Origin of the sequence: Hymenobacter sp. J193, assembly GCF_024700075.1 — a bacterium.
In the GTDB taxonomy this organism is placed as follows: Bacteria; Bacteroidota; Bacteroidia; order Cytophagales; family Hymenobacteraceae; genus Hymenobacter.
Genome location: NZ_JAJONE010000001.1, coordinates 1,762,740 through 1,777,233, shown reverse-complemented (window position 1 = coordinate 1,777,233; position 14,494 = coordinate 1,762,740). Strand labels below are relative to the sequence as shown.

13 protein-coding genes and 1 tRNA gene are annotated in these 14,494 nt (G+C 60.7%); 6 read left to right on the top strand and 8 right to left on the bottom strand.

Features of this window, described 5'->3' with window-relative positions:
• Positions 1–109: 109 nt before the first annotated feature.
• From LRS06_RS07655 to LRS06_RS07635, 5 genes are all read right to left on the bottom strand, one after another.
• Complete coding sequence (locus LRS06_RS07655) at positions 110–1,144, bottom strand: quinone-dependent dihydroorotate dehydrogenase (protein WP_257870944.1); 1,035 nt, start codon at positions 1,142–1,144, stop codon at positions 110–112.
• A gap of 129 nt (positions 1,145–1,273) precedes the next feature.
• Positions 1,274–2,812, bottom strand: a complete 1,539-nt coding sequence (locus LRS06_RS07650; RefSeq protein WP_257870943.1) for a YifB family Mg chelatase-like AAA ATPase — start codon at positions 2,810–2,812, stop codon at positions 1,274–1,276.
• A gap of 173 nt (positions 2,813–2,985) precedes the next feature.
• On the bottom strand, positions 2,986–3,573 hold the full coding sequence (lpcA, locus tag LRS06_RS07645; protein WP_257870942.1) for a D-sedoheptulose 7-phosphate isomerase: 588 nt from the start codon (positions 3,571–3,573) through the stop codon (positions 2,986–2,988).
• Between the two features lie 9 nt (positions 3,574–3,582).
• A complete protein-coding gene (locus LRS06_RS07640; protein WP_257870941.1) occupies positions 3,583–4,050 on the bottom strand; it encodes a hypothetical protein in 468 nt (155 codons plus the stop codon).
• Between the two features lie 162 nt (positions 4,051–4,212).
• The gene (locus LRS06_RS07635) at positions 4,213–6,063 is read right to left on the bottom strand and encodes an ABC transporter ATP-binding protein (RefSeq protein WP_257870940.1); all 1,851 of its coding nucleotides are present in this window, start codon (positions 6,061–6,063) and stop codon (positions 4,213–4,215) included.
• Positions 6,064–6,182: 119 nt separating this feature from the next.
• Here LRS06_RS07635 and LRS06_RS07630 point away from each other — a divergent pair, with 119 nt between their 5' ends.
• On the top strand, positions 6,183–6,623 hold the full coding sequence (locus tag LRS06_RS07630; RefSeq protein ID WP_257870939.1) for a ubiquinol-cytochrome c reductase iron-sulfur subunit: 441 nt from the start codon (positions 6,183–6,185) through the stop codon (positions 6,621–6,623).
• A gap of 75 nt (positions 6,624–6,698) precedes the next feature.
• On the opposite strand, the gene LRS06_RS07625 is transcribed toward LRS06_RS07630, so the two are convergent.
• Together LRS06_RS07625 and LRS06_RS07620 are read right to left on the bottom strand one after the other, a co-directional pair.
• The gene (locus LRS06_RS07625; RefSeq protein ID WP_257870938.1) at positions 6,699–7,055 is read right to left on the bottom strand and encodes a hypothetical protein; all 357 of its coding nucleotides are present in this window, start codon (positions 7,053–7,055) and stop codon (positions 6,699–6,701) included.
• Between the two features lie 13 nt (positions 7,056–7,068).
• Positions 7,069–8,964 (bottom strand): capsule assembly Wzi family protein, encoded by a 1,896-nt coding sequence (locus LRS06_RS07620; protein WP_257870937.1) that lies wholly within the window; start codon positions 8,962–8,964, stop codon positions 7,069–7,071.
• 98 nt (positions 8,965–9,062) lie between these two features.
• On the opposite strand from LRS06_RS07620, the gene LRS06_RS07615 reads away from it, so the two are divergent.
• The 3 genes from LRS06_RS07615 (at position 9,063) to LRS06_RS07605 (ending at position 11,497) form a co-directional block, all read left to right on the top strand.
• Positions 9,063–10,034 carry a GNAT family N-acetyltransferase gene (locus LRS06_RS07615; protein ID WP_257870936.1) on the top strand — a complete coding sequence of 324 codons (972 nt, stop codon included), beginning with the start codon at positions 9,063–9,065 and terminating at the stop codon, positions 10,032–10,034.
• Positions 10,022–10,696: a uracil phosphoribosyltransferase gene (gene upp / locus LRS06_RS07610; RefSeq protein WP_196954380.1), complete on the top strand. Its 675-nt coding sequence runs from the start codon at positions 10,022–10,024 to the stop codon at positions 10,694–10,696. The genes LRS06_RS07615 and upp overlap by 13 nt, the downstream gene beginning before the upstream one ends.
• Positions 10,697–11,044: 348 nt before the next feature.
• Complete coding sequence (locus LRS06_RS07605) at positions 11,045–11,497, top strand: hypothetical protein (RefSeq protein WP_257870935.1); 453 nt, start codon at positions 11,045–11,047, stop codon at positions 11,495–11,497.
• 160 nt (positions 11,498–11,657) lie between these two features.
• Here the strand turns inward: LRS06_RS07605 and LRS06_RS07600 are convergent, their stop codons facing one another.
• A complete protein-coding gene (locus tag LRS06_RS07600; RefSeq protein WP_257870934.1) occupies positions 11,658–13,091 on the bottom strand; it encodes a DEAD/DEAH box helicase in 1,434 nt (477 codons plus the stop codon).
• Between the two features lie 179 nt (positions 13,092–13,270).
• On the opposite strand from LRS06_RS07600, the gene LRS06_RS07595 reads away from it, so the two are divergent.
• Positions 13,271–13,344 (top strand) — tRNA-His (locus LRS06_RS07595).
• A 159-nt stretch (positions 13,345–13,503) separates the two neighbouring features.
• Positions 13,504–14,448: a PfkB family carbohydrate kinase gene (locus tag LRS06_RS07590; protein ID WP_257870933.1), complete on the top strand. Its 945-nt coding sequence runs from the start codon at positions 13,504–13,506 to the stop codon at positions 14,446–14,448.
• The last annotated feature ends 46 nt before the right edge of the window (positions 14,449–14,494 follow it).

Here is a 14,494-nt window from a genome sequence, read left to right as displayed (position 1 = left end):
TACAATGTCGCCCCAAGCTAGTTGAAGCTTCTACTGCTTCGTCAGTAAGCATTCCACCAAGCGCTGGAGCCGTTTAAACAAGCCTATTCAGGGTGACCTACTCTAATTCTTACCGTTCGGCCAGTGCCTGGTTGATGCGCTTCACCAGGGCGGGGCCTTCGTAGATAAAGCCCGTGTACAGCTGCACCAGCGCCGCCCCGGCCGCCAGCTTTTCCTGCGCATCCTGGGGCGAGTGGATGCCGCCCACCCCGATGATGGGCAGGTTGCCGACGCTGCGCTGGCTGAGGTAGCGGATAACTTCGGTAGCACGCTTCCGCAGTGGCTTGCCGCTCAGGCCGCCCGCGCCCAGGCTGCTCACCTGGCTTGCCGGCGTGCGTAGGTTGTCCCGGCTGATGGTGGTATTGGTGGCTACCAGGCCGCTTAGATTGGTTTCGCGGGCAATGAGCAGGATGTCGTCGAGCTGACCGTTGGTGAGGTCAGGCGCGATTTTGAGCAGCAGCGGGCGGGGGCGGGGCAGCGCCTGGTTGCACTGCTGCACCTGCTGCAGCAGCTGGATCAGCGGTTCCCGCTCCTGCAGCTGCCGCAGCCCCGGCGTGTTCGGCGACGACACGTTCACCACGAAATAGTCGACTACCTCGTGCAGGGCCTCCACGCAGGCCACGTAGTCCTGGGCCGCGTCCTCGTTGGGTGTGTCCTTGTTCTTGCCGATGTTGCCGCCAATGATGAGCCCGTGGCTGCGGCGCTGTCGCAGACGGGTGGCCGCCGCTTCGGCCCCGTGGTTGTTGAACCCCATGCGGTTGATCAGGGCTTCATCCTGCGGCAGCCGGAACAGGCGCGGCGCGGGGTTGCCGGGCTGGGGGCGCGGCGTCACCGTCCCGATTTCCACGAAGCCAAAACCCAGCGCGCCCAGCTCGTCGGTCAGCTCCGCGTTCTTATCGAAGCCTGCCGCTAGTCCCACCGGGTTCCGAAACTTCAGCCCGAATACCTCCCGCTCCAGACTCGGGTGCGCAAAGTCATATGAAGCCCGCAACAGCGCCGGCGCGCCCGGCACCCGGTAGGCCCGCCGCAGATTCCGAAACACAAAATGGTGGGCATCTTCCGCATCGAGGCGAAATAGTAGCGGCTTCAGCAGGGCTTGGTACATAGCGCCGCAAAGATGGTGAAATGGTGAGATAGTGAAATAGTGAGTTTGACGTTCGATTCGCGCAAGTGGTGTAGTACTGCGCCAGCCGAACATCAGACTCACTATTTCACCAGCTCACTATTTCACCTGTTACCCAGCCCAGCCTTCCCGGTCGAGGCTGCGGTACTGGATGGCTTCGGCCAGGTGCTGGAGCTCGATTTCCTCGGCACCCGCAAGGTCGGCAATGGTGCGGGCCACTTTCAGGATCCGGTCGTAGGCGCGGGCGGAAAGCCCCAGGCGCTCCATGGCAGTTTTCAGGAGCGTAAGGCCAGCCGGGTCAATCCGGCACACGTCCTTTACCATCTGCGAAGGCATCATAGCGTTGGAGTGAATATCGGGAAAGTCCCGGAACCGCTCGGCCTGGCGCTGGCGGGCCGTGGTCACGCGCAGCTGAATGTCGGCGCTGGTTTCCGACCTGCGCGTTTCCGTCATCTGGTCAAACGTCACGGGCGTTACTTCCACGTGCAGGTCGATGCGGTCCAGCAGCGGGCCCGAAACCTTGTTGAGGTAGCGCTGCACCACGCCCGGCCCGCACACGCACTCTTTCTCCGGGTGATTATAATACCCACAGGGGCAGGGGTTCATGGAGGCAATGAGCATGAAGTTGGCCGGAAAGTCGATGCTGACTTTGGCCCGTGAAATCGTCACGCGCCGCTCCTCCAGGGGCTGGCGCATCACCTCCAGCACCGTGCGCTTGAACTCGGGTAGCTCGTCCAGAAACAGCACCCCATTGTGCGACAACGATATTTCGCCCGGCTGCGGGTTGCCGCCCCCGCCCACCAGGGCCACGTCAGAAATAGTGTGGTGCGGCGAGCGAAACGGCCGCGTATTGAGCAACGAAGCGTTGGCGCCCAGCTTGCCGGCTACGGAGTGAATCTTGGTGGTTTCCAGGGCCTCCTGCATGTTCAGCGGGGGCAGAATGCTGGGCAGGCGCTTGGCCAGCATGGTTTTGCCCGCGCCGGGTGGGCCGATCATGATAACGTTATGACCGCCGGCAGCCGCAATTTCCAGTGCCCTTTTGATGTTTTCCTGGCCCTGCACGTCGGCAAAGTCGGCGGCGTACTGGTTGGCGGTGTGCTGAAATACGTCCCGCGTATCCATTACCAAGGGCTCAATGTCCAGGCGGCCTTCCAGAAAATCGACGGCCTCCTGCATGGTGCCCACCGGAATAATGTCGAGGTTATTCACAATGGCGGCTTCCTGGGCATTTTCGCGGGGCAGGATAAACCCCCTGAAGCCTTCCTTGCGCGCCTGAATGGCAATGGGCAGCACGCCTTTTATCGGCCGCAACTCCCCATCCAGCGCCAGCTCGCCCATGATGATGTATTCCGGCAGCCGCTCGGTGGCCAGCTGCTGCGAAGCGTGCAGAATGCCCAGCGCAATAGGCAGGTCATACGAGGAACCTTCCTTGCGGATGTCTGCAGGGGCCATGTTCACCACCACCTTGGTGCGCGGCATCCGGTAGCCCCGGAACTTCAGAGCCGCTTCCACCCGCTGCTGGCTTTCCTTGATGGCATTGTCGGGCAAGCCCACCACGTAGAAATTGGTGCCCTGTGACACTACTACTTCAATAGTAATAGTATAGGCATTAACGCCCTGCACGGCTGAGCCGAAGGTTTTCGTCAGCATAAATAGGTAGGGTATAAAGGAAGCGGAGGGAAGATACGGAACCCGCGAAAAGAAACTGCCATCCACTCTCCACTCACGCAAAAGGCCTTATCACGCTGGAGAAGAGAACGTATCAACGACTCTTTCCAACGAAATAAGGCCCTTTGCAAGGCGCAGGATGGCGGAAACAGGATTTACTCGTTCACCAGCTGCTCAATTAGCATAATCATGATGTGAATAGCCTTGATGTGGATTTCCTGAATCCGGTCGGCGTAGCCAGTGTGCGGGGGGCGGATTTCCACGTCGCTGAGGCCAGCCAGCTGGCCGCCGTCCTTGCCCGTAAGGCTCACCACCTGCATACCGGCGGCGCGGGCCGCCTGGGCGGCAAGCAGGATGTTCGGCGAATTGCCGCTGGTGCTGATGGCCAATAGCACGTCGCCGGGGCGGCCCAGGGCTTCGACGTAGCGGCTGAACACGTGGTCGTAGCCAAAGTCGTTGGCCACGCAACTCATGTGCGAGGCTTCGGTAAGGGCAATGGCGGCCAGGGCGCGGCGGTTCTGGCGGTAGCGGCCGGTTAGTTCTTCGGCAAAGTGCTGGGCGTCGCAGAGGGAGCCGCCGTTGCCGCAGGTCAGGATTTTGCCGCCCTTCTGTAGGCTGTCAGCCATAAGGCGGGCTGCCTGCTCAATGGCAGCCAGGTTGGCCGGGTTCTGCACAAAACGGTCCAGCACGGCCTGCGCCTCGGTCAGCTCGGCGCGGATAAGTTCGGTTAGCGAGGTAGTCACGCCGCAAAGTTACCGCATCGGCGGTTGTGGTGAGCCGGGCGTGTTGGGCGGAATAATGGAGTTGGGCTGGTCGATGGGGGCGTTCGACAAACTGGGGTCCGACTGCGGGAAAATGGGACGGCTGGGCTCGGGCGTCGGGTCGGGGTAGGTGGTGGTGCCGGGCACGGTGCCGGGGCGCTGCTGAAACTCCCGCTCCCGCAGCTCCATCTGCTGGTCGTAGAGGCGGGCCTTCAGCTCGTTGATTTTGCCCTCGTGCAGGCTGATATTGCGGCGCAGCAGGGTGCTGTCCAGGTTTTCGGTGATAAGCTGCAAAGCCAGCAGCACCACAGCCGCAATCAGCAGCCCGAAGTACAGGGACTCGTAGGAGCCGGCCATACTGGCAAAGCTGCTTCGTACCGATGGCACCAGCAATACCAGCAGGGCCAGCAGCACAAATACCATCACCAGAATAGTCACCAAACGTTTCAGAGCAAGCATGGGAGAGGTCAGGCTGAGATGAAAAAAAGTAGCCGTAGTACGTGCCAGGCCACAGTTGAGGTTAAATATAGAGAAGATTAGATGAGTAGGAGGCTATACGGCAAAATGCCACCAACGATTGTGTTGCTCCGCCGCCAGCTATAAAGGGTGCCGACAACGGGCTTAGTGAGCCGGGTTGGCGCTGGTTTGCAGCAAACTCAGGCGCTTGTAGAGGCCATTCTCGTTGCGCAGCAGCTCCTCGTGCGTGCCGCGCTCTACAATGCGCCCGTGCTGCAGCACCACAATCTCATCGGCGTGCTGCACGGTGCTCAGGCGGTGGGCAATAACTAGGGAGGTGCGGCTTTGCATCAGCCGCGTGAGGGCTTCCTGCACCAGTTTCTCACTTTCAGTGTCGAGGGCCGAGGTGGCTTCGTCGAGGATGAGGATGGGCGGGTTGCGCAGTACGGCGCGGGCAATGCTCAGGCGCTGGCGCTGCCCGCCCGAGAGCCGCGCGCCCCGGTCACCAATCATGGTCTGGTAGCCCTCGGGCGTGGCCATGATAAAGCCGTGGGCGTTGGCAATCTGCGCGGCCCGCACCACTTCTTCCTCCGTGGCTTCGGTCTGGTTGAAGCGGATGTTGTTGAAAATGGTGTCGTTGAACAGGATGCTTTCCTGGGTGACGATGCCCATCTGGTCGCGCACGGAGTGCAGGGTAGCATCGCGCAAATCCTGGCCGTCGAGCAGAATCTGGCCGGCCGAGGGGTCGTAGAAGCGCGGCACCAGGTCGGCCAGGGTGCTTTTGCCGCCGCCGCTGGGGCCCACCAGCGCCACGGTTTTGCCTTTCCCGATGGTGAGGTTGATGTCTTCGAGCACGTTTTTGTCGCCGTAGCTGAAGGCCACGTTCCGAAACTCAATGGCGCTGGTAAAAGGCGGCAGGCTAAGCGCCCCGGGTTTGTCCTGAATGCTGGGCTCGGTATCAATTACGCTGAGTACCCGCTCCCCGGCAACGAGCCCGCGCTGAATGTTGCTGAACGCCGACGACAAGGCCTTGGCTGGCACCAACACCTGCGAGAACAGCACGATGTACGTGATAAAGTTGGCCGCCGTCAGGTCCGAGTCGCCGCCCAGCACCAGCGTGCCCCCAAAGTACAGCAGCGCCGCCACCACCGAAACGCCGGCAAACTCCGAGAACGGCGAGGCCAGGTCGCGGGTGTTGTCGATGGTGCGCTGGGTGCGGGCGTACTGCTCGTTCTGGTCGTGGAACTTGGTGGTGATGTAGGGCTCGGCGTTGAAGGCTTTGATAACCCGCACGCCGCTGAGCGTCTCGTCAATCACCGAGAGCATGGTGCCCAGGGTACTTTGGCTTTGCTTGGCCTGGTTGCGCAGACGCTTGGAAATACCGGCAATCAGCCCGCCCGAAATGGGGAGCAGAATCAGGGTAAACAGCGTCAGCTTCAAAGACATAAAGAACAGCACCGCAAAGAAGCTGATGATGTATAGCGGCTCCCGGATAACGGCCGTCAGAGAATTTACCACCGAGGTTTCCACTTCCTGCACGTCGTTGGTGAAGCGCGACATCAGGTCGCCTTTCTGCGAAGAAGTGAAGTAGCTCAGCTGCAGCTGCATCACGCGCTGATACAGCGTCGCGCGCAGGTTGCGAATCACCCGGGCCCGCACTTTGGCCAGCAGGCGCAAACTGAGGTAGCGAAACAGGTTGCTCAGAAACACGGAGGCAATCAGCAGCAGGCACACAAACGACAGGGCGCTGAGCCGGCCCTGCGTTTCCACCACCTGGCGGAAGTAGTAATTGAAGGTGCCGGTGATAAACGACAACGACAAGCTGAAGTGCGGGGCCGCCTGGGGAGCTTCGGCCAGCATCTTGCCGGTGGTATCGAAGAGGATGTTGAGCAGCGGAATCAGCATGCCGAAGTTGGCAATACCGAAAAATATACCCAGAATGGTATACACCAGGTACAGCGGCAGAAAATCGGCCCAGGGCCGCGCAAACTGCAGAATGCGGAGGTAAGTCTTCATATGGAGGCAGCAAAGGTACCGGCATTTGTCGGGAAGGCAGGCAACCAATTCGGGCGCAGAGCCGAGTGGGGAAAAGAAGCCCGGCACCCGGGTACACGTACTTTTCCGCCACATACTGTATGGAACGCAAAGAATTTATTCAACTCTTCGGGTTGGGCGCCGTGGCCCTGCTAAGTGGAGGCTGCCTGGGTGGCTGCTCCAGCGACAAAGAAGACGTAAAGCCCACCCCAACTCCCACGCCCGGCAAAACCGACTTCACGCTGGATTTGACAGCTGCCGCCAACGCGCCCCTGCAGGACCCGGCCGTCGGGTACGTGTACAGCGCCGATGGGCAGGTGATTGTGGCCCGCACCACGGCGGGGGCTTACGTGGCCGTGCAGGCGCCCTGCACCCACCAGGGAGCCACCATAGCGTTTTTCCCCGCCCAGAATATGTTTGTGTGCCCCAGCCACGGCTCGACCTTCCAGTCGGATGGTACTGTATCGAATGGCCCGGCGGCCCGCGCGCTGGCCAAATACACCGTGACGCAAACCGGCAACAGCTTGCGCATCACCGGGTAAACGGAAAGCATCAAAAAAAAGCCCAGGCCTAGCTGCTACAGCTGAGCCTGGGCTTTTTGCTGAGCTACGAGGCTTCTATGCCCGGAAAATGCTCACAATTTCGATGCGGCCCACGATGTGGCGGTTGAACTCGGCCAGCTCCTCCGCGGGTACCCATAGCTCGTCGTGCTGCCGGTCGCCTACGTTCTGCACCGGGAACTGGGCCGCGTATTCGGCATCTACGGCAAAGCGCAGCACGTAGCCAATGCCGTAGTAGGGCACGTTCCAGTCGCGGGCAATCTGGGCGGCGTATTCCTCGTTGAGGACGGGGTAGAAGATGGGCTGCTCCGGCAGGCGCGGCGGAAACTCCAGCCAGCCCGAGGCCGCAATCAAATCCAGCTCCTGCTGGTTGACGGGCCGGAACAGCAGCACGTTAGCCGGATCGTGACGCATTGAGGAAGCTGACTTAAAACTCGTGGACGCGCTGCGGGATGTTCCAGCGCAAGCTCAAGGCCGAATAGGCTTCGCTTCCTTCGAGGGCGGTGGGTTGGGCCGAGCTGCGGTGCCGCACAATCTGGGTGGCATCCAGCCAGAGGTTGTGGCGCACCTGGTAGGTGGCTGTCAGGTCGGCGTGCAGCAGGCGGGAGCGGTTGCCGCTGCCTACCGAGAAGCCGTAATTGTCGGGGCGGGTCAGGTAGGAATTAAGCACGTTGCCACCGTAGTTGATATACCCGGTGTAAGGCGGGAAATCCAGGTTCACCTGCCGGTCGAGGCCCTGCTCGGAGTAAAAGACTTTGCCTACCACATTCAGGCGCGGCAGTGGCTGGTAGCTCAGCACGCCCAGCATTTCCCAGAGGTTGGCGCCCATCGGGTGGGCCAGCGGCTGGTCATAGTGCTGATAGTTGCGGAACTTATCGTCGTGCTGGTAAGTGAAGGGCCGAATGTAGTTGAACTCGGCTTGCAAGTCGAGGTTACGGATGCCGGCTACGTCTACGTACTTGGCGCCCAGCTGAAACGCCTGCTTGTTGCCCCACCAGCCTTTGCCGGCCCGCACTTCGCTTATCTTGAACTCATCCAGCATCAGCTGCCCGTATAGCTGGGCCGTGTGGAAGAGGTTCCACTTGAAATCCAGGCCCAGCAGCGCGTTGTCGTTGGAGCCAATTTGCTGCTCCACGCTGCGGTAGAAGATAATCGGGTTTAGGTACTGCAGCTCAAAGCGCCCTTTGCCGCGCCCGAATACCACCGACTCAAACACGCCGATGTTCAGGTTCGGCGTCACGTCGAAGCTCAGGTGGTGCAGGGCAAAGTACTTCTTCTGGTAAATGGTGTCGGTATTGGCCTTGTCGGCCGTCATTTCCGCAAACAGGTTCTGGTAGTTGAACTTCCAGATGCGCGTGTTCAGCTTGAGGTACAAATACGGCGCGGCGTAGTCCGACAAAATCAGGGAGCGGTAGCCGTTGCCGATGAAGTTCCGGTCGTGGCCCAGCTGCACGTTGATGTGCCTGGAGGCCGCATACGTCACGTAGCCCCGCGCCGACAGGAAGTCGTATTGATCATTCTGCTGCTTGAACCGCTTCCAATAACCCTCGTGCGGCACAATATTGTCGCGCAGCACGCGCTGGCGCACGTATTCCGGCACGGCCATCTGGTTGTCGGCCAGGAAGGTGTAAAAGCCCAGCTTCTCATCGATGGTGCCTTCTACCTGCACGCCCCGGGTGTTGATATAGCGCAGCCCGTCGATGTCGGTATCCCGGCCGGCCTGCAAACCCAGCACCGGGTTCACGCGCAAAGTGAAGTCGGGCGTTTCTACGGCCAGCAGGTCGGAGGGGCGCTTGTAGAAGTGCTTGAGGATGGGCTGGCGGCTGGTGTTCAGCCCCGCGTCCAGGCCTGTGTAGGCCCAGTTGTCGCGCAGCAGGTAGCGCAGATTAAACCGGTCGGCGCGGGAAAGGCCGGCAGTGCTGTCGCGCAGCATCCGCTCGGCCAGGCGGGCCACCACGGCGCGCGGGTAGGGCCGCACGGCCGTGTGTGGGTCGTGCAGGGAGTCAGCCCCGACCTTGAGGACGTAGCGGTCAATGAGCCGATACACGTCGGCATCGAGCGGCACGTAGGTGGTGCCCTGGCGGCCGCCATACCCGGCGGCCGGTGTCAGCTCCGGCTCGGCGGTTCGGGTGGGGGTACGCGCTGCCCGCTCGGCCCGGCGGTCGGGCGCGGGCGGATCGGTATAGATTTTCCAGGGCGAAGCCTCCAGCGCGGGCGTGCCGGGCGCGGGGACGCCGGGAGTGGTTGCGGTAGAGTCAGTCTGGGCCGAAGCCCGGGCGGCCAACAGGGCCCCGACGGCAAGGAGGAGAAGCGGTTTTTTCATAGGTAGCAGAGCCGCTTACGCAAAAGCGGCGGGCAGGTCGGTAAACCTACGCAGTTGAAGCCAAACCGGGAGTGCCGGGCGGCCTGTACCTTTGCCCGATGCCGCGCCTGCTTCGCTACCGAGAACTGGATTTAACTGCCTGGGACGCCTGCGTGGCCTCGGCGCAGGAAGGGCTGCCGTATGCCTGCTCCTGGTGGCTGCACGCCACGGCCGGGCGCTGGGACGCGCTGGTGGAAGTAGAAGCCGGCACCGGCCGCTACCTGGCCGTGTGGCCCCTGCCCGTGAAGTGGCGGCCCTGGGGCCGGCAAGTGTACCAACCGCCGTTTACCCAGCAGCTGGGCGCTTATAGCCTTGCGGAAGAAGCCGGGCAGGGGGCCAGGATATCGATGTTATCTATTGATAGGCTGACGCCCCGGTACACACAGTTCTATGCGCAGCTCAACGACGCCAACGAGCTGCCAACGAATAGGCAGCTGACGCGCAACGGAAAGCCACCCGTGCTGTTTCAGCGCCGCCAGACGTATCATCTGCCGTTGGCGGCGCCCTACGAAACGCTGCGCGCCGCCTACGCGGCCGATTACCGCCGCCGCCTACGCCAGCAGGAAAGCGCCAGCGCGCCGCTGACTGCAGCTGAAACGGCCGACGCGGAGCCGCTGCTGCAGCTTTTTCAGCAAACCAAAGGACCGGAAGCGGGCTTGAAACCCCGCCACTACGAGAAGCTCCGGCGGCTGGTCGTGGCGCTGCGGCAGCGCAATTTGCTGGAAGTGTATGAGGTACGGCAGCCGGCTACGGGCGAGCTGTTGGCCGGGGCCCTGTTCGTGCAGTACCGCCAGCGGCTGATTTATTTGTTTGCGGCGGCTTCATCGGAAGGTAAAAAGGTGGCAGCGCCGTTAGCGTTGGTGGATGCCGTTATACGTCGGCATGCGGGCACACCCGGGCTGATTCTCGATTTTGAAGGCAGCATGATACCATCTATTGCCCGTTTTTTCGCCAATTTCGGAGCCACGCCCGTATCCTACGCGGCTATTTCCTTCACCCAACGTCCCTGGTACCTGCAATGGATGCGCTAACGCCCCCCGCTATTTCTGAACGCGTACACGTGGTGTGCGCCGAGCCTTCCGTGGCCAATCATTTTCTGGCCGAACTGCGCGACGTAGACAAGCAGCGCGACTCGCTGCGCTTCCGCCGCAACCTGCAGCGCCTGGGCGAAATCATAGCCTACCGCATCAGCTCCCAACTCAGCTACACTCACCAGACCGTGACCACGCCCCTGGGCCAGTCGACGGGGATGCTGCTGCAGGACTTTCCGGTGCTGGCTACCGTGCTGCGGGCTGGGCTGCCGTTTCACCAGGGCTTCCTGAATTATTTCGACCAGTCGCCTTCGGCGTTTGCGGCAGCTTACCGCATTGAGGGCACGGCCCAGGTGCAGGTGCAGCTCGACTATCTCACGGCCCCCAGCCTGGACGAGCGGGTGCTGATCCTGGCCGACCCGATGCTGGCCTCAGGTAAGTCCCTGGTGCAAACGTACCGGGCTATGCTGCGTTTCGGCACGCCCCGGCAGGTGCACATTGCGGCCGTTATTGCCAGCCCCGAAGGCGTGGAGCACATCACCCGCGAAATTCCGGAGGCCACGCTCTGGGTGGCGGCTATCGACGAAGGCCTGAACGCGCAGGCCTATATCGTGCCCGGCCTCGGCGACGCCGGCGACCTGTCGTACGGCAGCAAGCTGTAGGGCCGCGTTCCGCAACCCTTCCCGACTAAAGCAAAACACGTCCTGACTATTCGAAAACACGCTCCGACTAATCGAAAACACCTCCTGACTGTTCAGAAACACCTCCCGACGAATCAAAAACACGTCCTGACCTAAGCAAAACACCCTTCGACCAGCCGAAAACACGTTCCGACTAATCCGAAACACCACCCGACTAATCAGAAATAGGTCCTGACTAATCGGAAACACCCTGGCTATACGCTGGCCTTGCTACCAACTAAAGCTTCATCAACCGGAGTCACCCGGCGGCGTTGGTGCCTGTTCTTCGTCTTACTGCCTGACTACCCCACTTATTCATCTGCTTTTGCCGTGCTGCCCGAAATCCTCAAATACGCCTCTGTTTTCGCCGTTAGCATGTTCAAGTTCGTGGCCGGGCCGGTAGCGGGCGTGGCGGCGGGCGTGCCGGTGGGGCTTACCTGGGGCCTGAGCGTGGCGGGCATGATGACGGCCGTGCTATTGATTTCGGGCGTGGGCAAGGCCTGGGCGCTGCACTTGCGGCGCAAGCGCGAAGAAAAGGGTAAGCCGCTGTTTAGCCGCCGCAGCCGCCGCATCGTGAGTATCTACCGGCGCTTCGGGATGGGAGGCATTGCGTTTCTCACGCCTATTCTGTTCAGCCCCATTGGCGGCACCGTCATTGCTACCCAGCTGCACGTGCCGCGCTGGCGCATTCTGCTGCACATGCTCTGGAGCGCTATGCTCTGGGGCGGCGCGTTCACGCTGCTGGCTTCCCGCTTCAGCCACTTGGCTATTTTCCAGCACTGAACCACGGATTCGCGCGGATTTCACGAATTTTGTAGACGATTCTTTCCAAACAAAAAGCCCCGCACACTGCGAGGCTTTTTGTTTGCGGCTGGGAGTCTGGCTGAAAACCGTGCCGACTACAAAATCCGTGAAATCCGAAAAATCCGCGCGAATCCGTGGTTTACTTCTTCCGCCGGTGCTCGGCGCGGCCGTGGGCGGCGCGGGCAGCTTTGGCGGCAGGGGAGGAGGACTTGCCCTTCGAAGGGTTGACTTTGCTGCCCTTCTGGCTGCGGTTGGGGCGGGCTTCGTAGGTGCGGCCGGTGCGCTTGTCGATGGTTTCGCCAGCCTTCACCCACTCCTTGCGGTCGTGGAACGCTCCCTGGTAATTGGGGTCTTCGCGCTTGCGTCGGTCGTCCATCTCACGGTTCATGGTTTGCTGCTCTTCGAAAGGGGTTTCCTCCACGGCTACTTCGGGCGGCAGCGGCAGCAGCGGAATAGGCTGCCGGATCAGCTCCTCAATGCGCTTGATGTGGTGCATTTCGGCCTCGTTGGCGAAGGTAATGGCCGCGCCGGTGTGCTGGGCCCGGCCCGTGCGCCCGATGCGGTGCACATAATCGTCGTACACCAAGGGCACGTCGAAGTTGATGACGTGGCTTACCTGGGGCACGTCGATGCCGCGGGCCGCCACGTCGGTAGCTACCAGAAAGCGCACTTCCCCTTCCTTGAAGGCCTCCATGGCGTTGATTCGCACGTTCTGTCCCTTGTTGCCATGAATGGCGCGCACCTCACCGTGGGCTTTGCGCTTCAGAAAACTGGCTACGTTCTCGGCATTTTCCTTGGTGCGCGTAAAGATCATAACGCGGTGGAAAGTGTCCCAGTCCAGGAACAGGTACTCCAGCAGGTTGATTTTGGTAACGAGGTTGGGCACTTCGTACAGCTCCTGACTTACGTTCTGGGCCGAGGTGGCGGCCGGCGTCACTTCCACCCGAATCGGAAACTCCAGGAACTCCCCGCTCAGCTCCGTCACTTTATCCGGCATGGTAGCCGAAAACAGCACGTTCTGCCGCTTGCTCGGAATAACTTCCAGAATGCGCCGGATCTGGGGCATAAAACCCATGTCCATCATTTTGTCGGCTTCATCGAGCACCAGGGTTTTCAACTCTTTCAGTACCAGGGCACCTTTCAGGTACAGCTCCATCAGGCGGCCGGGCGTGGCAATGAGAATATCGATGCCCTTGGCAATAGTTTCAATCTGCGTTTTGGGCCCCAGTCCGCCGTAAATGGCAAAAATGCGCAGGTCGGTGTGAGTAGCCAGCCGTTGCAGGTGGTTTTCCAGCTGCATGGCCAGCTCCCGGGTAGGTGCTAGGATGAGGGCGCGGGGGTGGGTACCCTGGGCGTATTTCACTTTCATCAGCAGCGGCAGACCGAAAGCCGCCGTTTTGCCGGTGCCGGTCTGGGCAATGCCCAGCACATCATGGCCAGCCAGCAGCAGCGGAATGGTTTGCTCCTGCACGGGCGTGGGTTCGGTGAAGCCCGCTTCGGCTACGGCCGTCAGGAGCTGCTTGTTCAGCTTGAAATCGGCAAACGTGACGGGGGCGGGCGTAGGCTCTGACATGGTACTGGGCAACTGGTGAAAGGACAAAGGTACGGGGAATACGGGCGGCATAGCACCGTTGAGCGCATGGGCGGCCGCGCAGCTACTCAGCTAGTTCGCTCCAGTGCCGAAAAAAACTGCCTGGTTTTTTTGCATATCGATGCAGGGGCGCTACTTTTGTGCCTACAATACCCAACACGGTAGATATAGCTCAGCTGGTTAGAGCGTCGGATTGTGATTCCGAAGGTCGTGGGTTCGAGCCCCATTATTTACCCACTCTCAAAAAAGGTCTCTCCGCTACGGTAGAGGCCTTTTTTGTTTGCTGATTTGGTTTGCGTGCGTTGCTTTTGCCCCGGAAAGGGAAGGATTCGTGGGCTGGCCGTGTTAGCGCCCCAGTAGTACTTTTGCACGCATCACCTTTTTTCTCTTATCTATGAGTCTGGTTGTTATCGGCACCGTTGCCTTCGACGCCCTGGAAACGCCCTTCGGCAAAACCGACAAAATTATTGGCGGCGCCGCTACCTACATCGGCTTGTCGGCCTCGTACTCGCTGAAACCCGTGAAGCTGGTGGCCGTGGTGGGCGACGACTTTCCGCAGTCGGATATTCTACTGCTTCAGGAGCACGGTGTAGACACTGAAGGCCTGCAGATCAAGGAAGGTGAAAAGTCGTTCTTCTGGTCGGGCAAATACGCCAAGGACCTGAACTCGCGCGAGACGCTGGTCACCGAACTCAACGTGCTGGCTGATTTCGACCCCATCATTCCCGATGCCTATCAGGACTGCAAATACCTGATGCTGGGCAACCTGACGCCCGCTATTCAGCGCCTCGTGATTCAGCGCCTCGTGAACCGTCCCAAGCTGATTGTGATGGATACGATGAACTTCTGGATGGACATTGCCCTCGACGAGCTGCTCACCACCATTGAGATGGTGGACGTGCTCAGTATCAACGATGAGGAAGCCCGCCAGCTTTCGGGCGAGTACTCGCTGGTGAAGGCGGCTAAGAAGATTCTGGCTATGGGTCCGAAGTTTCTCATCATCAAGAAAGGGGAGCACGGCGCGCTGCTGTTCCACAAAAACAAGGTGTTCTACGCCCCGGCGCTGCCGCTGGAAGACGTTTTTGACCCAACAGGAGCCGGCGACACCTTCGCAGGCGGCTTTATCGGTCACCTGGCTGCCACCGACGACATCAGCTTTGAAAACATGAAGCGTGCGGTCATTCATGGCTCGGCCATGGCCTCATTCTGCGTTGAGAAGTTCGGTACGGAGCGGCTGCTCAACCTCACGCCTGAGGAAATAGAAGCCCGCGAGGCGCAGTTTGGCGACTTGGTGAGGGTGGTGCCGGCTTCGGCCATTGCCAACGTGCCGGCGGTGTAACGCCCGACCTAGGAGTAGGATGGCAACTCTTTTGCAGCGGTTGGGG